We start from the raw sequence: 19,424 nt of genomic DNA, 5'->3' as shown, positions 1-19,424 counted from the left end.
CCCTCGCTCGCCCCTCGTTCGCCCTCGTCAGGGCGCGTCTCCGACCTCGACGGCGTAGCTCACGAGGGCCGCGCGGTCGTCGCGGGCGTACGTCGTTGGCTGCGTCCGCCCTGCGGCGCTCGTGTTGTCGATGACCAGGTAGTATTGCCCCTTAGGCAGCGGCACCGTTCGCCGCCAGGGGGCGCCGGAGTACACCGGCTCGTCGAGCAGGGCCGCCGCTGCCAGGGGCGCCGGCGCGGGCTGCGTCAGGTACGCCTGGAGCCACGGCTCCCCGGTGCCGCGAGGCACGAGGATGACGTCCACGCCGGGCGCGCCCTCGACGGCGACCGTGAGCGTCAGGGCCTCGTCGCTGCCCGCGATCTCCAGCGGGCCGATGATATCGCGCTGCTCCTGGTGCACCTCGGTGCGCTCGTTTGCCAGGAGCAGCTTGCCGTTGTCGCGGCGCTCGTACGGCGCGTCGGGCCGCTTCCCCTTCTCGATGATGCCGAGCCCGAACTGCACGGCGCCGTCGTCGTCGCGGATGACGGTGAACCCCCGGGCGATCTCGGTCTTCAGGAGCTGGGCGCCGAGCGCGTTCGCGTACGCGCTGCCCTGGGCGAGCGACACGCCGCCGAGCGAGATCGCGGCGGGCTGCTCGATGAGCTTGGTCGTGAAGCTCGCCGCCGTCGTCGAGCGCTGGCGGAAGTACACGTACATCGTGTCGCCATCCATCAGGAAGTCGTGGTCGTACTCGACGGCCGCGCTCGCATCGAAGCTCATGCGCTTCGTCAGGTTCGTCCAGACGACGCCGCTCCCCCCGAACTGGAGGAACAGGTGCCCGTTCGCGAGCTCCTGGGCGACGCACGAGCCCGGGTAGAACCGGCCCGTCACCGGATCCTCGTCGCGGAGGCGCAGCGGCACGCTCCGCTTCCGCATCTCGGTGCAGAGCTGGCTCGTCGCGAAGGCGAGGATGGCCCTGCGGAGGGACAGGTTTCCCGGATCGTTCACGACGCCAGGCATCACGCCGAGCGCGCCTTGGCCGCACGCGCCGCACACCGTTCCGAGCAGCGAGAGGCAGAGCGCGAGGCCGAGCGCGCGCAGCGCGGCGGTGCGGAAGAGCATGGGCGCAGCATAGTCGAAACACCGGCGGGTCGAGCGGCGCGCCGCCGTCGGCCCCCGCGCGCGGGTGGTGATAGGGTCACTGCCATGGCGAACGTCGCAGTCATCGGGGCCGGCGCGTGGGGGACGGCGCTGGCGAAGTTGCTGGCGGACAAGGGCAACCCCACCGCGCTCTGGGCGCACCACGGCGAGCTCGCCGAGCGCATCGGCCGCGAGCGCCAGAACGACCGGTACCTGCCGGGCGTGGAGCTGCCCGCGAGCCTGCGGGCGACGGGCGATCTCGAGGACGCGCTCCGCGGCGCGGAGCTCGCCGTCGTGGTCGTCCCGTCGCACGCGCTGCGCGAGGTCGTCCGGGAGGCAGGGCGCCACATCCCCCGCGACGCGCTCGTGTGCAGCGCGACGAAGGGCATCGAGAACGACTCGCTGATGCTGATGAGCGAGGTGCTGGTCGACGAGCTCGGGCGCGAGGCCGAGCCGCGGCTCTCGTACCTGTCGGGCCCGAGCTTCGCGCGCGAGGTCGCGGCCGGCCAGCCGACCACGGTCGTGGTCGCTGGCAGGAGCGAGCGGGAGACGCACGCGGTGCAGCGCATGTTCGCGACCGACAGGTTCCGGGTCTACTCGTCCGATGACGTCGTGGGCGTCGAGGTCGGCGGCGCCCTCAAGAACGTCATCGCCATCGCCGCCGGCATCTGCGACGGCCTCGGCTTCGGCCACAACGCGCGCGCCGGCCTCATCACGCGCGGCCTCGCGGAGATCGGCCGCGTGGCGGCGGCGAAGGGGGCGAACCCGCTCACCCTCGCGGGCCTCTCCGGGATGGGCGACCTGGTGCTCACGTGCACGGGCGAGCTGTCGCGCAACCGCACCGTCGGGATCGAGATGGGCAGGGGACGGAAGCTCGACGAGATCCTCGCCGGCCTCGGCCATGTCGCCGAGGGCGTGAAGACCGCAAAGAGCGCGCACGACCTCGCGGACAAGCTGGGCGTGAGCGCGCCGATTACGGTCGAGGTGTACCGGATGCTGTACGAGGGAAAGCCGCCGCAGCAGGCCGTCGTGGACCTCATGACCCGCGCCCTCACGAGAGAGTGAGACGCGGGGCCGGCTCGCGGGAAGGCGCTTTCTCGCGCCGCCGCGCGCCTCGCCTCTCGCGAGCGTGTAAAGTGGCGGCGCGATGCACACGCGACCTCTCGTGAGTCTCCTCTCCGCGCTCCTCCTGTCGAGCGTCAGCTCGACGGCCGCTGCCCAGTACGGCGCGCCGCCCTACGGTGGTCAGCAGGGCGGCGCGTACGGCGGTCAGTACGGCGGCGGGTACGGAGGCCAGTACGGCGGCTACGGGTACGCCCCGCAGAAGAAAAGCGAGCCCAAATCGACGCCGCTCGAGGTCGGCTACCTCTACGCCACCTCCGTGGCCTACGGCGTGGGGACCGGCATCTGGATCGACGCGCTCGCCGGCATCGACGATCCCGGCGCGCAGTTCATCGCCCCCGCGCTCCTCGGCGTCGCGGCGCCGGTCGGCGTCTACTTTCTCGACTCGCCGCCGATGCCGCGCGGCATGCCGTCCGCGATCGCCACGGGCATGGTGATCGGCGCGGGCGAGGGGCTCGGCATCGCGTCCTACCAGTACGTCAGCGCCCGGAAGGGCAAGGAGTGGGGCTTCCTCGGGCTCGCGACCGCCGAGGTGATCGGCTCCACCGTCGGCGGCGCGGCGGGCTGGGGTTTCTACTATCTCCTCCGGCCCAAGCCGCAGACCAACATGCTCGTCGCCTCGGGCGCGGTGTGGGGCTCGCTCATCGGCAGCGCGTTCGGGGCCGCCGCCAGCAACGGCGACTGGAGCGAGTCGAACGACAGCATCTCGCTCGGGGGCCTCATCGGGTTCAACGTCGCGACCGCGGGCGCCGTCGGCCTGTCCGTCGCGTGGACGCCCTCGTGGAACCAGCTCGCGTGGATGTGGGGCGGGCTCGGCATCGGCACGGTGGTGTCGTTGCCCATCTACCTCGCGTACATCGGGAGCGATCATGACCCCCGCCGCGGCCTCATCGCCCAGGGCGCGGCGGGCACCCTCGGCCTCGTCGCGGGCGCCTTGTTCCTCGGGAGGCCGGACTCGAGCGCCTCCGTCGCCCTGGACGACCAGGAAGATCGTGGCCGTCCCCCGTTCGCGCGCGTGCTCGGCGGCAGCCTCACGCCCTATCGAGGCGGGCTCGGCGCCGTCGTCGTCGGAGAGCTCTGGTAAGCCGCGGTGTGCCGTCCAACACGGCTGCATGAGGCCGCGGCACGCCTGCTATGCTGCCCTCGATGCCGACCCTGAAGTATTTCGCCTCCGAGGGCGCGCCACGCCTGTACAGCGTCCACAAACCGGTCACGACGATCGGCAAGGCGCTCGGAAACGACGTCGCGGTCGCGGGAGCAGGGGTGCTGGACCATCACGCGCAGATCGTGTTCGACGGACGCGATTTCGTGCTGGAGGAGTGCGAGCGCGACGGGGAGATCGCGATCAACGGCAAGAAGAAGCGGCGCGCCCGCCTGGTGCACGGCGACCGGCTCCAGCTAGGCACGGTCGAGGTCGGCTTCTCGATGTTCGCCGAGGCGCCGACCGTCCAGGAGCGGCTCCTGGCGAGCGACGGCGGGGCGGAGCGGCCCGCGCCGCTGCAGGGCTCGTCGGAGCTCGCCGGCGTCCGCAAGCTGTTCGCCTTCAGCGAGAAGCTCATCAACCGGCGCAGCGTCGACGAGCTCCTCGAGGCGATGCTCGACGACGTCATCGAGCTGACGCACGCCGACAAGGGCTTCCTCCTGCTCCTCGAGGGGGCGGAGGCGGCGGCCGACACGGCGGTCTGCGGCGGCGCTCCGGCCGCGCCGGCCGCGGGCGGCGATCGCAAGCTGGCGGTGCGCGCGTCGCGCAACATCCGGAAGGAGGCCATCACCGACGCGGCCGGGGGGATCTCGGACAGCATCGTGCGTCAGGTCATCGTCTCGGGCCGCCCGGTGATCGTCTCCGACGCGCTCGCCGACACGCAGTTCGGCCGGAGCGACAGCGTCATCGCGATGAAGCTCTCCAGCGTGATGTGCGCGCCGCTCCTGTCGCAGGGCCAGATCATCGGCGCGCTCTACGTCGGCAACGACAAGATCAAGCACCTCTTCGACCGCGCCCAGCTCGACCTGCTCAGCATCTTCGCGTCCCAGGCCTCGCTCATCCTCCAGAACGCGATGCTCCTGAACGCCCTCAGGGCCGACAAGGCCAAGCTCGTCGCCGAGCTGCACGACAAGAAGTTCGGCGAGATCATCGGCGCCTGCCCGTCGATGCTCGAGGTGTTCCGCAAGCTGCAGAAGGTCGCGGCGACGGACATCAGCGTGCTCATCACGGGCGAGACGGGGACCGGGAAGGAGCTCATCGCGCGGGAGCTGCACCGGCGCAGCCCGCGCGATGGCGGCCCCTTCGTCACCATCAACTGCGGCGCGATCCCCGAGAACCTCATCGAGAGCGAGCTCTTCGGCCACGTGAGGGGCGCCTTCACCGGCGCCATCGCCAGCCGCCCGGGCAAGTTCCAGGTCGCCGACAAGGGCACGCTGTTCCTCGACGAGATCGGCGAGCTGCCGCTGAACCTCCAGGTGAAGCTCCTCCGCGCGCTCCAGGAGCGGGTCGTCTTCCGCGTCGGCGACTCGAAGCCCGAGAAGGTCGACATCCGCATCGTCGCCGCCACGAACAGGAACCTCGAGGAGGAGATCCGCGCCGGCAATTTCCGGGAGGATCTCTACTACCGGCTCAACGTCGTGAACCTGTGGCTCCCGCCGCTCCGCGAGCGCGGCGACGACGTGCTCATCATCGCCAAGGTCCTTCTCTCGAAGTACGCCGACGAGCTCGGCAGCGCCGTGCGAGGCTTCAGCCCGGCCGCGCTCTCCGCGATCAAGAAGTACCCCTGGCCGGGCAACATCCGGCAGCTCGAGAACCGCATCAAGAAGGCGCTTGTCCTCTGTGACCAGGCGCTCCTCGCCGTGGAGGACCTCGATCTCGGCCCGGGCGCCGAGACGGCCGTCATGCCGCTGGAGAAGGCCAAGGAGGAGTTCCAGCGGCGGTACGTGCTGGAGGCGCTCGAGCGCAACAACGGCAACCGCACGCAGACGGCCCGCGACCTCGGCGTCGACCCGCGCACCATCTTCCGCTACCTCGAGAAGGAGCAGAACCCGATGCCGAGCGGGGCCGGCGGCGTGGCCCGCGATCCGACCGAAGCGTGATGGACTACAACCCCGAAGGGCCCTTCGCAGATCCCTGTCCCACCAAGACCCGCGCCGACCTGGAGTGGGATCGCGTCCTCGAGGCGCTCGCGGAGCGATGCGCGTCCCGGGGCGGGAAGCGGCTGGCCCGGGCCCTGCCGTTCGCGTCGACGCGCGCCGAGGCCCTCACCGCGCTCGCGGAGGTGCGCGAGGCGGTGGAGCTCTCCCGGGCCGGGGAGCCGGTGCCGGCGCGCGACGTCGCGGAGCTCGAGGACGCGCTCGATCGGGCCCGCATCGGCGCGGCGCTCGCGAACGAGGAGCTGCGCGCCGTGCTCGGCCTCCTCGAGGCCGCGCGGACGTCGCGGCAGTACCTGCAGAACCGGCGTCAGATCGCGCCCGCGCTCCACGCCGCGTGCGCGACCGACCCCGAGCTCGACGCCGTCGCGCGCGAGCTCGCGGCGGCGTTCGATCCGGACGGCACGCTCGCCGATCGCGCGTCGCCTCGCCTGGAGGCGCTTCGCGCGGAGCGGCGCGCGGTGCGCGAGCGGCTCGTCCGGCGCCTCGAGGACCTCATCCAGAAGCACGAGGACATCCTCCAGGACCGCTACTGGACGGAGCGCGACGGGCGCTACGTGCTGCCGGTGCGATCCGACGCGCACGAGCGCTTCCCCGGCATCGTCCACGCGACGAGCGCGAGCGGCGCCACCGTGTTCGTGGAGCCCCGGGTGCTCGTCGAGACGGGCAACCGGATGAAGATGGTCGACGCCGAGGTCGCGCGGGAGGAGCAGGCGATCTACGCGGCGCTCACCGCCCGCGTGGCCGAGGACGTCGAGAGCGTCGCGGCCGCCGCCCGCGCCCTGGCCCACGCCGACGTGCGGGCCGCGGCGGCGCGGCTCGCGGAGGACCTCGACCTCACCTTCCCGGACGTCCCGGAGGACGCCTTCGGGGCCGGGCGGGGCGCCTCGGAGGGCGGATCGAGGCCGACCTCCATCGAGCTCATCGGGGGCCGCCACCCGCTCCTCGCGCTCGACGGCGTGAAGGTGGTCGCGAGCGACCTCGCGATGAGCGCCGGCCGCGCGATGATCGTCTCCGGACCGAACGCCGGGGGCAAGACCGTGGCCCTGAAGACGCTCGGGCTCGCGGCGCTGATGGTGCGCGCGGGCCTGCCGGTCGCGGCCGGGGAGGGCTCTCGCGTCGCGCTCTTCGACGTCGTGCTGACCGACGTCGGCGACGAGCAGAACCTCCACAAGAACCTGTCGACCTTCAGCGCCCACGTGAAAAACCTGGGGCGGATCCTCGGCGAGACGCGCCCCGGCGCGCTCGTCCTGCTCGACGAGCTCGCCGGCGGCACCGATCCGCGCGAGGGCGAGGCGCTCGCCGCGGCCGTGCTCGACGCGCTGTGCGCGCGCGGGGGCACCGTCGCCAGCACCACGCACTACGAGGGCCTCAAGGCGCTCGCGCTCGGGGATCAGCGCTTCGAGAACGCCTCGGTCGGCTTCGATCTCGCCACCATGAGCCCGACCTTTCGGCTCGTCGTCGGCGTGCCCGGCGCATCGAGCGCGCTCGCGGTCGCGCGGCGGTTCGGCATCCCGGGCGCCGTGCTGGAGCGGGCCGAGCGCTTTCTCACGAAGGAGGCGGTCACCTTCGAGCAGATGGTCGAGAAGCTCTCCGCCGAGCGCCGCGCGCTCGAGCTCGCGCGCGAGGACGCCGAGCGGGAGGCGGCCGCCTCCCGCGCGAAGCGGCGGGAGCTCGAGGCAGAGATCGAGCGGCTCCGGGACAAGGAGCGCGGCGTGATCACGCGGGAGGGGGAGGCGCTGCTCGCCAGCCTGCGGCGCGCGCGCGAGGACCTCAAGGCGGCGCAGGCGCGCCTGCGCGGCAAGCCCACCGAGGAGGACGTGCGCGCGGCCGCTCGCGCCATGGACGCGGTGGGGCAGAAGACGTCGATCGGCGGCGAGCTCGAGCTGCGCCCGAAGGACGAGCCGCAGGCGCGGCCGGCGATCGATCCGGCCGCCATCCGCGTCGGCGCCCGCGTCTACGTACCTCGCTTGCGGGCCGAGGCCGAGGTGGTGGAGGTCCTCTCGGGCGGCCAGCTGCGGGTCACCGCCGGCTCGCTCAAGCTCACGACCTCGATCGCCGAGCTGCGCGGCACCGGCGCGCCGCCGGCCGTCGCGGCGCCCCCGCAGCGCCGCGTCGATCTGGACGCCGCCGCCGACCCCGACGTCCCGATCCAGACGGCGGACAACACCGTGGATCTCCGCGGCCTGCGCGCGCACGAGGCGGTCGCGATGGCCGAGCAGTTCCTCGACCGCTCGCTCGGCGCGGGCCGCAAGGTCACGTTCTTCGTCCACGGGCACGGCACGGGCGCCCTGCGCGATGCCGTCCGCGAGGCGCTGCGCGGGAGCCCTTACGTGGCGCGCCTCCGGCCGGGCGGCCCGAGCGAGGGCGGCGACGGCGTGACGGTCGCCTGGCTGAAGTGGTGAGCGAGGCGCGCGCCTGAGCGACAGCGCGCCGTGACGCTCAGCGATCCCGGTCGACGCGGCCGAGGTTCTCGGCGATCCGGTCGAGCACGCCGTTCACGAAGGCGCCGCTCTCCTCGCTGCCGTAGCGCTTGGCGAGCTCGACCGCCTCGTCGAGGATGACCGCGCGCGGCACCTCTGGGCGGTTCATGAGCTCCCACGCGCCGAGCCGGAGGACGTTCCGATCGACGCGCGCCATCCGCTCGAGGCGCCAGTTCGTGCTCGCCTTCCGGATCGCCTCGTCCACGGCCGCGAGATCCTCGGCGACCCCGACCACCACCTCGTCCGCGTAGGCGCGTCCCTCGGGATCGCCCGGCGTCTCGCGCCAGAAGGTCGCGACGACGCGGGGCGCCGAGCTTCCACCAGCTTCCACCGCGAACAGCATCTGCAAGGCCGCTTCGCGGCCGGTAGAGCGCGCACCCATCTCTCAGAACCTTCGTTTAGAGGCCAGCTGTGTCCAGCGCGGCGCCGAGCGCGAGCATCTCGATCGCGCTGACGGCGGCCTCCCACCCCTTATTGCCATGCTTCGTGCCTGCCCGCTCGACCGCTTGCTCGATCGAGTCGGTCGTGAGCACCCCGAACGTGACCGGCACCCCGGTCTGGAGCGACACGGTCGCGATCCCCTTCGTGACCTCGGCCGCCACGTAGTCGAAATGCGGCGTCGAGCCCCGGATCACCGCGCCCAGGGTGATGATCGCGTCGACGCTCTTCTTGTGCGCGAGCCTCCCCACGATGGTGGGCATCTCCCACGCGCCCGGGACGCGCACGATCGACGTCCGACCGAGCGCGCCGCCGTGCCGCGCGATGGCGTCGAGCGCGCCCTCGACCAGGCGGTCGACGATGAAGTGGTTGAAGCGGCTCGTCACGAGCGCGAAGCGCGCCCCCGGCGGGACCACCAGGTTCCCTTCGATCACCCTCGCCTGTGCCTGCCCGACCGCTTGCTCTGCCATCCGCCGTTCCTCTCTCCTGCCGCGCGGGATGCGCGATCGCCGCGATCGCGATCCTGTCCGAGCGTCCTTTTACCAGCGAACGAGCGCGCCCGTCTGTCAGGCTTCGCCCTTCATCGAGACGAGCGGCACCCGCTCGATCACGGTGAGCCCGTACCCGGTGATCCCTGCGATCTTCGGCTGGCTGTTCGTGAGGAGCCGGATCTGGTGCACCCCGAGGTCCGCGAGGACCTGCGCGCCGAGGCCGAACTCCCGCAGCGTCCACGGCTGCTGCGTCTTCACGACGGGGAGCGTCTCGTCGGAGCCCGAGCCCTTCAGCAGATCCAGCTCGCGGCCCAGGTCCCCTCGCGACGGGATGTAGACGACCACCCCGACGCCGGCGCTCTCGATCGCGAGGAGCGCCTCGCGCAGGTTCGAGCCGCCGTCGAGGGGCGTCGAGCTGAAGAGGTCGGCGATGGTCGACCCCGAGTGCACGCGGCACAGGATGGGGTCCGGCGTCGCCACCGCGCCCTTGGTCAGCGCGAGGAACTGCCGCTGCTCGTTGATCACCTCGTAGACGTACACGGTCCACTCCGTGCCCGTCAGGTCGAGCCGCAGCGTCCGCTCGCCCACGCAGCGGACCAGCCGTTCGGTCTGGAGCCGGTACTGGATGAGGTCCGCCACCGTCACGATCAGCAGGCCGTGCTTCGCGGCGAACACCTCGAGATCCCGCATGCGGGCCATGCTGCCGTCGTCGTTCATGATCTCGCAGATCACGCCCGCCGGCCGGAGCCCGGCGAGGCGCGCGAGATCCACGGACCCCTCGGTCTGCCCCGTCCGCACGAGCACGCCCCCGCGGCGCGCCTTCAGCGGAAACACGTGCCCCGGCGTGACGAGATCCTCGGGCGCGGCGTCGCGCGCGATCGCGACCCGGATCGTGTGCGCCCGATCGGCGGCGCTGATCCCCGTCGTCACCCCGGTGCGCGCCTCGATGCTGACGGTGAAGGCGGTGCCGAGAGGCGGTCCGCTCCGCCCTGGCGCGGACATCATCGGCAGCTCGAGGCGCGCGACCTGCTCCTCGTCGAGGGCGAGGCAGATGAGCCCGCGCCCGTGCATCGCCATGAAGTTGATCGCCTCGGGGGTGACCGCCTCCGCAGCCATGCAGAGATCCCCCTCGTTCTCGCGATCCTCGTCGTCGACGAGGATCACCATCTTGCCCGCGCGGATGTGATCGAGCGCGGTGTTCACCCGGTCGAGGACCGCTTTGTCGATGGTCAGCCGATGAGGCATCGGGCCCCCGGAGGTCATGTCCTGGTCGAGCCTGCCGCTCGAGGCGGCTGACACAGCCTCACCAGAATCCCCCCGCGCGCAGCTTTGCGAGGAGTCGTTCGTCGTGATCCGCATGCTCTCCCGTATTTCCGCGCTCTTCGCCGCGCTCGGCGGAGGCATCGCCGCCGCGCGTGTCTTGGCTCGAGAGGCCCTTCACGCTGGCGAGCGATGCGACCTCGAGCGCCCGCGCCACGTAGCGCGCGAGCACGTCAACTTCAAGGTTGACGGCCGCGCCGGGGCGGAGCTCTCCGAGGAGAGTCCGGCCGATGGTGTGCGGCACCAGCATCACGTCGAACCAGATCTCGGCGGCGCCCGCCGTGGACACGGCGTTGAGCGTGAGGCTCGCGCCGTCGACGGCGATCGAGCCCTTGGGAGCGAGGTACGGCGCGAGCTCGGGCGGGGCGCTCACCCGGAGGCGGATCGCGTCGCCGGCCCGCGCGTGCTCGACGACGCGGCCGAGCCCGTCGACGTGGCCCAGCACCACGTGCCCCCCCATCCGCGCGCCGAGCGGCGTCGCGCGCTCGAGGTGGACGCGCGCGCCGACCGGCAGCGCGCCGAGCGTGGTGCGGCCGAGGGTCTCGGCGGACATGTCGCACTCGAAGCCGCCGGGCGCGATGCGATCGACCGTGAGGCAGGCGCCGTTCACGCTCACGGACTCGCCGAGCGTCAGCGGCCCGAGGCTCGCCTCGACGAGCGCGCGGGCCACGGCGCCGCCGCTCCGGCGGCGGAGGACCCCGATCGTCTCGACAAGCCCGGTGAACATCGCCGACGCCCCTCTGCCTAGCCCTTCGAGGTGCGGTGCCCCTGGCTGGTCAGGAGCTTGTCGATGAGCCCCTGCGAGTAGCCCGACAGCTCGGTGAAGACGACCCCCATCCCCTGCGGATCGTCGTGCACGCGCACCACCTCGCCGACGCCCTCGATCGTCTCGATGTCGTCCATGATCACGGTGAACCGCAGGTTCACCTTCGTCCCGACGGCGAGCGGCGTCTTCGAGCGTACGAACACGCCGGTCCGCGAGATGTTCGTCACGTACTCGTTGATGAACGCGTCGTAGGACTCGAACTCCTTGTTGATGGTGACGCGCTCTTCCTTGCGTCCCGTCTTCGCGTCGCTGCTCTCCGGAGAACCCTGATCGTCCGCCATGACGCCTTACCTGCCTTGCAGATCGAACTGCTCGAGGTGGTACTCCTTCCGGGGCACGAGATCGATCCGGCGCTGGAACAGCCGCTCCGCCTCTTGCACGGCGATGCGTTCGTCGTTCTTCAGCAGGTCGATCACGGCCGGGTGCGCGTTGACCACGACCGAGTAGCCGGGCAGGTTCATCCGCTCGCGCCGTATCTGCCGCAGGATCTCGTAGGCGACGGTCTGCTTGGATTGCAGCTGGCCCGTCCCGTCGCAGTAGAAGCACGGCTCGAGGATCGTCCGCCCGAGGCTCTCGCGCGTCCGCTTCCGGGTCATCTCGATGAGGCCCAGATCGGAGATCCGGTTCAGCGTGGTCTTCGCCTTGTCCCTGGAGAGCAGCTCCTCGAGGCGGCGCCGCACCTTTTCCCGGTTCTGGGCGCGCTCCATGTCGATGAGGTCGAGGATGATGAGCCCGCCGATGTTGCGGAACCGGAGCTGGTAGGCGATCTCCTCGACCGCCTCCAGGTTCGTGGTCAGGATCGTCTCCTCGAGATCCTTCGACCCCTTGCCGACGAACCGCCCTGTGTTCACGTCGATCGCGGTGAGCGCCTCGGCCTGGTCGATGATCAGGTGCCCGCCCGAGGGCAGCGGGACCTTCCGCGACAGCGCCCGCTGGATCTCGTCCTCGATCCCGTACGCGTCGAAGATCGGCTCCGTCCCCTCGTAGAGCTCCACCGCGTCGGCGCGCTCGGGCATGAACATCTCGACGAAGCGCCGCAGCCGGATGTACTCCTCGCGGTCGTCGATCACGATCTTCTCGATGTCGTCGGTGAAGAGGTCGCGGGCGGTCTTCAGCACGAGGTCGAGCTCGGTGTAGAGCACTGCAGGCGCCCTCACGCCGCTCTCCCGCTTCTTCGCCACCTCGCCCCAGAGGCGCACGAGGTAGCCGACGTCGGCCTTGAGCTGCTTCTTCGTGAGACCCTCGGCGAGCGTGCGCACGATGAGCCCGCCCTGCGGAGGCTTCATCGCCTCGATGGCGTCCCGCAGCCGGGATCGCTCCTTCTCCGAGCCGATACGCTTGGAGATCCCGATGTGATCGACCGTCGGCAGGTACACGACATAGCGGCCGGGCAGCGAGATGTGGCTCGTGACCCGGGCGCCCTTCGTCCCGATCGGCTCCTTCGAGACCTGGACGATGACCTCCTGCCCTTCGCGGACGACCTCGCGGATCGGCGTCGACTTCGAGATCCGCGGCGGCTCGTTCTGCCAGCTGCGTGAGCTCTGCTGGCCCCGCGCTGCGCTCTTGCCCTTGCCGTCCCGCGACTGCTCGCGCCCGCGCTCTCGCGTCCGCTGCTCGCGCCCGCGTTGCTCGCGATCGCGCCCCTCGCGTCCGCCCTGCTGTCCTTTGGCGCCCCGGTCGCGCCCTTCGCGGCCCTCGCGCGGCGCCTCGCGCCCCTCTCGCGGCGCCTCGCGACCTTCGCGCGGGGCCTGGCGTCCCTCGCGCGGCGCATCGCGGCCTTCGCGCGGGGCCTGGCGTCCCTCGCGCGGCGCCTCGCGCCCCTCTCGACCCTCGCGCGGCGCCTCGCGGCCTTCGCGACCCTCGCGCGGCGCCTCGCGGCCTTCGCGCCCCTCGCGCGGCGCCTCGCGGCCTTCGCGCCCCTCGCGCGCTTCCGCGGGGGCCGCCTCCGCGAGCGCGGCGCCGCCCTCGAGGTTGGCGCGCCGGTCGCGCGTCCGTCCCGATCGGCGCACGCGCGCCTCGCGCCGTCCGCGCGCGCGCCCGCTGCGCGCACGCGCCGCCGGTGGGACGTCATCGCCCGAGGCCGCTGCCGCGGCCTCCGGGACCGGCGGCGCGCTCGCCTCCTGTCCGGCCGGCCAGTCGTCGGCGGCGCCGTGCGCGGCGGGCTCGTCCGACGCGCTCGCCTCCTGCACTTCCGTCTCGCCGCTGTCCGCGGTGTTGCTCAGCGCTTCCGGATGCTCCTCGGCCGCGCTCCACGCGTCCGCGGCATCCTCCGGTGGCGGGGAGGCAGGCTCGACGTCGTAGCCGGGCGCGTCGAGCTCGTCGTCGTCCTCGATGCTCGCTTCGTCGGGGCCGGATTCCTCGTCGCTGGCCTCGTCGGCGTCGCTGTCTCCGCCTGGCGCGACCAGCTCCTCGTCGTCGTCGTCCGCGCCGTCGTGCTCGTGCCCGTCGTCGATCTCCGGCTCCGAGTCGTCGGCCTCGTCGAGCGCCACCATCGTCCCCACGCCGGCGAACGCCTGGCCGGAGGGGCTTCCGAGCACATCGAGCGCCGTGGGCAGCTCGATCGGCACGTCGCTCCCTTCGTCGAGCGAGCCGCCGGCATCGAGCGAGCCGCCGGCATCGAACCCTTCTTCCGCCCCGAAGTCCCCTCCTTCCCGGAGCTCGTGTCGTCCGGGAGTCAGGTCGGGGCTCTCGGGCGCGGCTTCTGCGCCCGATAGCTCATGCACCTCGCTTTCGTCAGGTCTAGGCGCCTCGCTGCCACGCGCGGCGCGGCCTCGCGAGGAGGCGCGCTCTTCCTCAACAGTCCGGCGGTGCCCAGCCAGGTACGCCTCGAAATCGTCGGGCCGGATGAGGTCCTCGACGTGCAGGAAGGCTGCTCGCTCGAGCCCCACGTCGATGAACGCGGCCTGCATTCCGGGCAAAACGCGGCTGACCTTGCCGAGGTAGATGTTTCCGAGCGTCCCCTTGGAGCTCTCCCGCTCGAGATGCAGCTCAGCGATGATCCCGTTTTCGATCAGCGCGACGCGTGTCTCGCGGATGTCCACATTGATGACGAGAAGGTTCTTTCCCATGTCGGATGCCGCACATCGGCGGCGCCGCCAAGCGTTACCACGGGTTGCCCGGCCCATGAAGGCGCAACCCGGAGTATGCTGCGCGATTGGGGCCCGGGACCGGAGGTCGCCGAGGCAGGCCGGCCGCCAGTGCGTGAGCTACCTCGCGTCTCCGCCGCTCTGCCTCGGCGTCGCCTGCCGCCTGGCCTGCGGACCGGCGGCTCCTGCCGCTGGGCCCAAGGCCCTGGCCCGGAGCGCCGGTCGAGGCGTCCGCACGGCGGCGAGGGCGCGCGAGCTGGGGCGACGTCCGTCAGGAGGCGCACCTGGCCCTCGCTCGGGACCGCCCCGTTCCCTCGCCCCCGCTGGCGCGCCGCCGCTTCCGTGCTGCTCCGGAGCCGCCGGCGTCGTGCCCCGCGCCGCCCTCCGCCGGCGGCCGAGCCGCGACGGCTGGCGCGGGCGAGCCGTCCGTCGCGGCTCGGCCCGCATAAAGGCCGAAGGGGGCGGCCATCTGGCGCCCCCTTCGGAGATGCGCTGCTGTTGTCAGAAGCTCACAGGCTACACACCGGCTCTCCGGCGGCATCGCAGCTCTCGGCGCACTCCTCGCAAACAGTGCACGTGATGAGGGCGTCGTAGGCCTCGACCCCGGCCGCGTTGTCCGTGCGGCACGTCTCGATGCACGTGGCCGGGTCTTCCTCCGCGGCGCAGCCATCGATACACACCACCACGTCAATACAATCGCTGCTGCCCACGCAGGCCTGGCGGACCTCTTTGCACGGACCATCGACGGCGCACTTGTAGCAGCCCGTATTCGTGTCGCGGCCGCACGTGTCCTCGGTGTCATCACAGGTCGGGGTACCCGTCGAGGAAGTGCTCGTGGCGCTCGTGCCTCCTTCTCCGCCGGAGCCGCCGTTGCCGCCGTTGCCGCCGTTGCCGCCGGAGCCGCCGTTGCCGCCGCCGCCAGAGCTGCTGCTCCCGCTGCTGCTGGTGGTGCTGGAGCCCGACGACGTGTTGCCGTCGTCACCGCAAGCCACGAGGGCGCAGCCGGAAATCAAAACCGCAGCGAATACCCAAGATTTCATGCTCAATACCTCCACAGAACCCAACCGACCCTTCATTCGTGTACTCGGCGCCCCCCCAACGCTCGGCATGCCTGCCAAACCACCCGTTTTCCTGCGACCGGCCCCCGGGTGCACCTGTGCAGATCGTCGGTCAGAGAGAAGCATCGCGCGTGGAGTTCAAAGAAAAACAGCCACGCAAGTCGTTTCTACACGCTCGGGATCGGCCGCGCAACGGCGTCGCTCGCCCCAGCACCCACCTGCCGTGGCGCTCTAAGCGGTCTGCTCGCTGATCTCTCCCAGAGCACGCCTCTCGCGGGCTGCCAGCTGCCGCAAAATTCTGCTAAAGCGGGATGTTTCCGTGCTTCTTCGGTGGGGTCTTGTCCCGCTTGTCGCGCGGGAGGTCGAGGGCCCGAGCCAGTCGAGTGCGGAGCATGCGCGTGTAGATCATCTCGTCTATGAAGCCGAGCTCGACCGCCTTGTACGAGGCGGCGAATTTCGCCTTGTCGTCGCCGACGAAGCGTGCGCGGGCGACGGCCGGGTCGGCCGCTTGCTGGATCTCGCTGCGATACACGATGCTCTCGGCGCCTTCCGGGCTCATGACCGCGAGCTCGGCCGTCGGGAAGGCGAGGTTGTAATCGATCCCGATGTGCTTGGAGGCGATGACGTCGTAAGCGCCGCCGTAGGCCTTGCGGGTGATCACCCTCGCCTCGGGCACGGTGGCTCCGGCGAACGCATAGAGGAGCTTCGCTCCGTGAGTGATGATCCCGCCCTATTCCTGGTCGAGCCCCGGGAGGAAGCCGGGCACGTCGACGAACGTGACGAGCGGGATAGTGAAGCCGTCGCAGGAGCGAACGAAGCGCGCCGCCTCGACGTCGAGGCAGCCGGCGAACACCTGGGGCGGGTTCGCGACCACCCCGATGGGCGCGCCTCCGATCCGGGCGAGCCCGACCACGATGTTCTGCGCAAAGCGCTCGTGGATCTCGAGGCAGCGGCCGTCGTCGGCCCCGGCGCCCCATCATGCCCCCCGGAGGGATCGAGATCCCGCCGCGCGCGACCGTGCGACGCCATGGCAGGGCGACGATCCCTTGCAGCCTGTACGCCAAGGGAGCGAGGCCGGCGGAACCGTGCGAACCGTGCGAAACATGCGAACCGTGCGAAACATGCGAAACATGTGAAACGCGCGCGACCTGGAGACGCGGGGACGTGCGAGGCGCGCGGGACCTGCGACGAAAAATGACCGCGGTCCTCGAGCGGCTCCGCCCTACTCTCTTGCGCGGGCGAGGGGACACCACGTACGCTGAGCGGCGCTCAGCTGCCGATGGTAAATGCAGGAATTCCCGATACGTAGACCATCTGAAGACCGGGACGCGGGGGCCGCCATCGCCGCTGCGGACCCGCCGCGCCGCGACTTCGAACGGGGCAGCTCGGGCCGGCGTGGCAGCAGAGCGGTCGCCTGCCACGGCAACTGACGTGCGGCGCCTCGTGAGATGCGCACGGAACAGCGTCACCGGCAGCCCTCGATCGTTCGCGGGAGCGCCACGCGCTCCTGGCTCGCGGCGCCTTGCGCTCGACGGCCTCAGCGTGGCCTTCCGCCTCGCGTCGCGGGGTGAGATCGTTTCGGACGAGAGGTCGCTCGAGTGAAGCTCGCTCAGACTCGTGAGGCTCGCGCCCTGGCCGTCGCCGCTGTGGCGCGAGGGCTCATCGAGCCCAACGCCCTTTGGGATATGGCTTGCCGATGGACCCTCGGCGGCGCGTCGACGCCCCAGGAGCTCTTCGAGGGGATCCTCACGCCGGAGCAGCTGGCGGCGCTGCCGGAGCTGCTCGCGCAGGAGGGCCGCAGCCCGCCCGTCGCGCGCGCCCTCTCGCCGCAGAGCGAGGACCAGGACGCGCTGCGCTTCGACACGCAGCGGGAGATCGACCTGCCCGGAGAGGACGTCGGGGCCGATTTCCCGACGCTCGCGACCTCCGCCACGCGCGCCGTGAACTCCGGCGGCACCCGGTACGAGGTGGGCGAGGCGCTCGGGGCCGGGGGCGCCGGGAAGGTGGTGAAGGCGCGCGATCGGGAGATCGGGCGCGTGGTCGCGCTGAAGACCTTGAAGCCGGGGGCCGAGGAGGACTCCGCGGTAGGCAACCGCTTCCGGACCGAGGCGCGGATCACGGCCCAGCTCGAGCACCCGAACATCATCCCGGTCTATGACCTCGGCACGCTGCCGAACGGTCAGCCGTACTACTCCATGCGGGTCGTCAAGCGGCAGAGCCTGCAGAACGTGCTGACGAACCCCGAGCTCCGCAGACAATGGCCGCTCGTCCGGCTCATCGGCGCGTTCGTGCAGATCTCCCGGGCGCTGGCCTACGCGCACCGGCGAGGCGTCGCCCACCGCGACATCAAGCCGGAGAACGTGCTGCTCGGCGACTACGGCGAGGTCTACCTGGGCGACTGGGGCAACGCGAAGCTGCTCGCGAGGGCGGAGGTGAGCGAGCCGATCTCCGTCGATCCGAGCGGGCAGGACTTCGGCCGCAGGCGGCACGAGGCGATCGCGAGCGCGCTCTCGGGCACGCCCGGCTACATCGCGCCCGAGCAGATCCGAGGGGACCACGCGCGGATCGATCACCGCGCGGACATCTTCGCGCTCGGCGTGGTGCTCTACGAGATCCTCACCGGCGAGCACCCGTTCGACGCGCCGACCGTCCTCGCCGTGATCCTCGCGACGCAGACGCGCGACCCCAGGCCGCCGCGCTCGATCGCGCCGAGCTGCCCGCTGCTGCTCGAGGACCTCTGCCTGGCGATGCTCGCGAAGGACCCTGATCAGCGGCCGCCGACCGCCGACCGCGTCGCGGCGGAGGCGGAGGCGTTCCTTGAGGGCGCCAAGGAGCGGATGCGCCGCCGCGAGGAGGCCATCAAGCTCTGCGAGCTCGCCAAGGCTCCGCTCGAGCGTGACCGGCGGCTCGACGGCGAGCGCGAGCGGCTCGTCGAGGAGGCGCGGCGGCTGCTCAAGGACGTGAAGGAGTACGAGGCGATCGAGCGCAAGCGGGCGGGGTGGCAGCTCGAGGACAGGGCCGCCGGGGTCGAGCGCGAGCAGGCGCGCGCCGCGGCGGAGGCGATCGATCTCTATACGAAGGCGCTGGCGTACGATCCGGACCTGGTCGAGGCGCGCGCCGGGCTCGCGGACCTCTACTGGTCGCGCGCGGTGCGGGCGGACCAGGAGCACCAGCACGCGGCGCGCATCTACCACGAGGCGCTCGTGGCGGAGTTCGACGTGGGCCGCTACGCCGCGCTGCTCACCGCCGATTCGGTCCTCTCGTTCGACTCGTCGCCGCCCGGCGCGAGCGTCGTCGCGTACCGTTACGTCGAGAAGGATCGCATCCTCGTGGCGAGCGACGAGCGCTCGCTCGGCCGCACCCCGCTCCGCGAGGTGCACCTCAAGCCGGGCAGCTACCTCTTCATCCTGAAGCGCGCCGGCTGTCGGGACGTGCGCTACCCGCTGCTGCTCAAGCGGGGCACCCACCACCGCGTCGAGGTGAACCTCTACACCGACGCGGAGATCGGCGAGGGGTTCGTGTACATCCCGGGGGGGACCTTCATCGCCGGCGGCGACGCGCAGGCCGACGATCCGCTCCGCCGCGCCGAGCTCCACGTCCCCGACGTCGCGATCGCGAAGTTCCCCGTCACCTTCCGCGAGTATTGCGAGTTCCTGAACGAGCTCGAGACGCGCGATCTCGATCTCGCCCTCAAGCGCGCGCCGCACGGGACGCGCGGCTCCGAGGGCTACGTCGCGCGGCCCGCCAGCAGCGGCGGCTGGGAGCCGTTGCCCAGCGTGGTCGAGGGCGACGCGCAGAAGCGGTTCCCGGCGGAGGAAGGGCACCTCTGGAACCTGCCGGTCATCCTCATCGACTGGTTCGACGCCGTGGCCTACTGCCGTTTCCGGAGCGAGCGCGACGGGATCGAGATCCGACTGCCCACCGAGCTGGAGTGGGAGAAGGCGGCTCGCGGGACCGACGGCCGGTTCTACCCGTGGGGAGATCACTTCGACCCGACGTTCTGTCTGATGCGCTCGTCGCGGCCGTTCCTGGCGCAGCCAGAGCCGGTAGGGACCTTTCCCATCGACACCTCGCCCTACGGCGTGCGCGACATGGCGGGCGGCGTGCGCGAGTGGGTCGCCGATGTGAACGGCGAGAGATCGTGGGCGGAGACGTCGGGTGAGCTCGAATCGACCGCCGACGCTGGCGGAGACGCGCCGCCGTGGCGCATCGCCCGCTCCGGGAGCTGGGCCGCGGACTCGCAGCAGTGCAGGAGCGCGTCGCGCACCCGCTTCTTCGGGATCGCGCGGGCGCTGAACCTGTCGTTCCGGGTCGCGAAGCCGCTCTCGCGGGGCCCGGGTCGCTGA

13 protein-coding genes and 1 pseudogene are annotated in these 19,424 nt (G+C 71.6%); 5 read left to right on the top strand and 9 right to left on the bottom strand.

Annotation, left to right across the window (positions count from 1 at the left end; all coding sequences use genetic code 11):
• Window positions 1–27: 27 nt before the first annotated feature.
• Window positions 28–1,101, bottom strand: coding sequence for a hypothetical protein (locus tag WME73_RS40445; RefSeq protein ID WP_437741593.1), 1,074 nt, complete (start codon window positions 1,099–1,101; stop codon window positions 28–30).
• A gap of 84 nt (window positions 1,102–1,185) precedes the next feature.
• On the opposite strand from WME73_RS40445, the gene WME73_RS40440 reads away from it, so the two are divergent.
• From WME73_RS40440 to WME73_RS40425, 4 genes are all read left to right on the top strand, one after another.
• Window positions 1,186–2,184 carry an NAD(P)H-dependent glycerol-3-phosphate dehydrogenase gene (locus tag WME73_RS40440; RefSeq protein ID WP_437545147.1) on the top strand — a complete coding sequence of 333 codons (999 nt, stop codon included), beginning with the start codon at window positions 1,186–1,188 and terminating at the stop codon, window positions 2,182–2,184.
• Between the two features lie 82 nt (window positions 2,185–2,266).
• Complete coding sequence (locus WME73_RS40435) at window positions 2,267–3,325, top strand: hypothetical protein (RefSeq protein ID WP_437741592.1); 1,059 nt, start codon at window positions 2,267–2,269, stop codon at window positions 3,323–3,325.
• A 50-nt stretch (window positions 3,326–3,375) separates the two neighbouring features.
• Complete coding sequence (locus tag WME73_RS40430) at window positions 3,376–5,322, top strand: sigma 54-interacting transcriptional regulator (RefSeq protein ID WP_437913066.1); 1,947 nt, start codon at window positions 3,376–3,378, stop codon at window positions 5,320–5,322.
• On the top strand, window positions 5,322–7,781 hold the full coding sequence (locus WME73_RS40425; RefSeq protein ID WP_437913065.1) for an endonuclease MutS2: 2,460 nt from the start codon (window positions 5,322–5,324) through the stop codon (window positions 7,779–7,781). The genes WME73_RS40430 and WME73_RS40425 overlap by 1 nt, the downstream gene beginning before the upstream one ends.
• A 37-nt stretch (window positions 7,782–7,818) precedes the next feature.
• On the opposite strand, the gene nusB is transcribed toward WME73_RS40425, so the two are convergent.
• The 8 genes and pseudogenes from nusB to WME73_RS40385 form a co-directional block, all read right to left on the bottom strand.
• Window positions 7,819–8,241 carry a transcription antitermination factor NusB gene (gene nusB, locus WME73_RS40420; protein WP_012239877.1) on the bottom strand — a complete coding sequence of 141 codons (423 nt, stop codon included), beginning with the start codon at window positions 8,239–8,241 and terminating at the stop codon, window positions 7,819–7,821.
• 16 nt (window positions 8,242–8,257) lie between these two features.
• A complete protein-coding gene (ribH, locus tag WME73_RS40415) occupies window positions 8,258–8,767 on the bottom strand; it encodes a 6,7-dimethyl-8-ribityllumazine synthase (protein ID WP_437741589.1) in 510 nt (169 codons plus the stop codon).
• 96 nt (window positions 8,768–8,863) lie between these two features.
• Window positions 8,864–10,033 carry a 3,4-dihydroxy-2-butanone-4-phosphate synthase gene (gene ribB, locus WME73_RS40410; RefSeq protein ID WP_437741588.1) on the bottom strand — a complete coding sequence of 390 codons (1,170 nt, stop codon included), beginning with the start codon at window positions 10,031–10,033 and terminating at the stop codon, window positions 8,864–8,866.
• Between the two features lie 58 nt (window positions 10,034–10,091).
• The gene (locus WME73_RS40405) at window positions 10,092–10,835 is read right to left on the bottom strand and encodes a riboflavin synthase (RefSeq protein ID WP_437741587.1); all 744 of its coding nucleotides are present in this window, start codon (window positions 10,833–10,835) and stop codon (window positions 10,092–10,094) included.
• A gap of 17 nt (window positions 10,836–10,852) precedes the next feature.
• Window positions 10,853–11,215, bottom strand: a complete 363-nt coding sequence (locus WME73_RS40400; protein WP_437913064.1) for a PilZ domain-containing protein — start codon at window positions 11,213–11,215, stop codon at window positions 10,853–10,855.
• A 6-nt stretch (window positions 11,216–11,221) separates the two neighbouring features.
• Window positions 11,222–14,002: an Rne/Rng family ribonuclease gene (locus WME73_RS40395; RefSeq protein ID WP_437913063.1), complete on the bottom strand. Its 2,781-nt coding sequence runs from the start codon at window positions 14,000–14,002 to the stop codon at window positions 11,222–11,224.
• Window positions 14,003–14,529: 527 nt separating this feature from the next.
• Window positions 14,530–15,060 carry a hypothetical protein gene (locus WME73_RS40390; RefSeq protein ID WP_437741585.1) on the bottom strand — a complete coding sequence of 177 codons (531 nt, stop codon included), beginning with the start codon at window positions 15,058–15,060 and terminating at the stop codon, window positions 14,530–14,532.
• 319 nt (window positions 15,061–15,379) lie between these two features.
• Window positions 15,380–16,039, bottom strand: a pseudogene (locus WME73_RS40385) (carboxyl transferase domain-containing protein); the annotation flags it as partial.
• A gap of 724 nt (window positions 16,040–16,763) precedes the next feature.
• Here WME73_RS40385 and WME73_RS40380 point away from each other — a divergent pair.
• On the top strand, window positions 16,764–19,424 hold the full coding sequence (locus WME73_RS40380) for a protein kinase domain-containing protein (RefSeq protein ID WP_437741584.1): 2,661 nt from the start codon (window positions 16,764–16,766) through the stop codon (window positions 19,422–19,424).

The sequence above is a fragment of the Sorangium sp. So ce302 genome, from assembly GCF_051530145.1.
In the GTDB taxonomy this organism is placed as follows: Bacteria; Myxococcota_A; Polyangia; order Polyangiales; family Polyangiaceae; genus Sorangium; species Sorangium cellulosum_B.
This window is presented reverse-complemented; position numbering and strand designations above follow the sequence as displayed.

Coding starts and splice junctions, on each gene's coding strand:
- ribB (WP_437741588.1), bottom strand. CDS start 10,033: ATGCCTCATCGGCTGACCATCGACAAAGCGGTCCTCGACCGGGTGAAC.
- WME73_RS40445 (WP_437741593.1), bottom strand. CDS start 1,101: ATGCTCTTCCGCACCGCCGCGCTGCGCGCGCTCGGCCTCGCGCTCTGC.
- WME73_RS40405 (WP_437741587.1), bottom strand. CDS start 10,835: ATGTTCACCGGGCTTGTCGAGACGATCGGGGTCCTCCGCCGCCGGAGC.
- WME73_RS40380 (WP_437741584.1), top strand. CDS start 16,764: ATGGCTTGCCGATGGACCCTCGGCGGCGCGTCGACGCCCCAGGAGCTC.
- ribH (WP_437741589.1), bottom strand. CDS start 8,767: ATGGCAGAGCAAGCGGTCGGGCAGGCACAGGCGAGGGTGATCGAAGGG.
- WME73_RS40440 (WP_437545147.1), top strand. CDS start 1,186: ATGGCGAACGTCGCAGTCATCGGGGCCGGCGCGTGGGGGACGGCGCTG.
- WME73_RS40395 (WP_437913063.1), bottom strand. CDS start 14,002: ATGGGAAAGAACCTTCTCGTCATCAATGTGGACATCCGCGAGACACGC.
- WME73_RS40430 (WP_437913066.1), top strand. CDS start 3,376: ATGCTGCCCTCGATGCCGACCCTGAAGTATTTCGCCTCCGAGGGCGCG.
- WME73_RS40390 (WP_437741585.1), bottom strand. CDS start 15,060: ATGAAATCTTGGGTATTCGCTGCGGTTTTGATTTCCGGCTGCGCCCTC.
- nusB (WP_012239877.1), bottom strand. CDS start 8,241: ATGGGTGCGCGCTCTACCGGCCGCGAAGCGGCCTTGCAGATGCTGTTC.
- WME73_RS40435 (WP_437741592.1), top strand. CDS start 2,267: ATGCACACGCGACCTCTCGTGAGTCTCCTCTCCGCGCTCCTCCTGTCG.
- WME73_RS40425 (WP_437913065.1), top strand. CDS start 5,322: ATGGACTACAACCCCGAAGGGCCCTTCGCAGATCCCTGTCCCACCAAG.
- WME73_RS40400 (WP_437913064.1), bottom strand. CDS start 11,215: ATGGCGGACGATCAGGGTTCTCCGGAGAGCAGCGACGCGAAGACGGGA.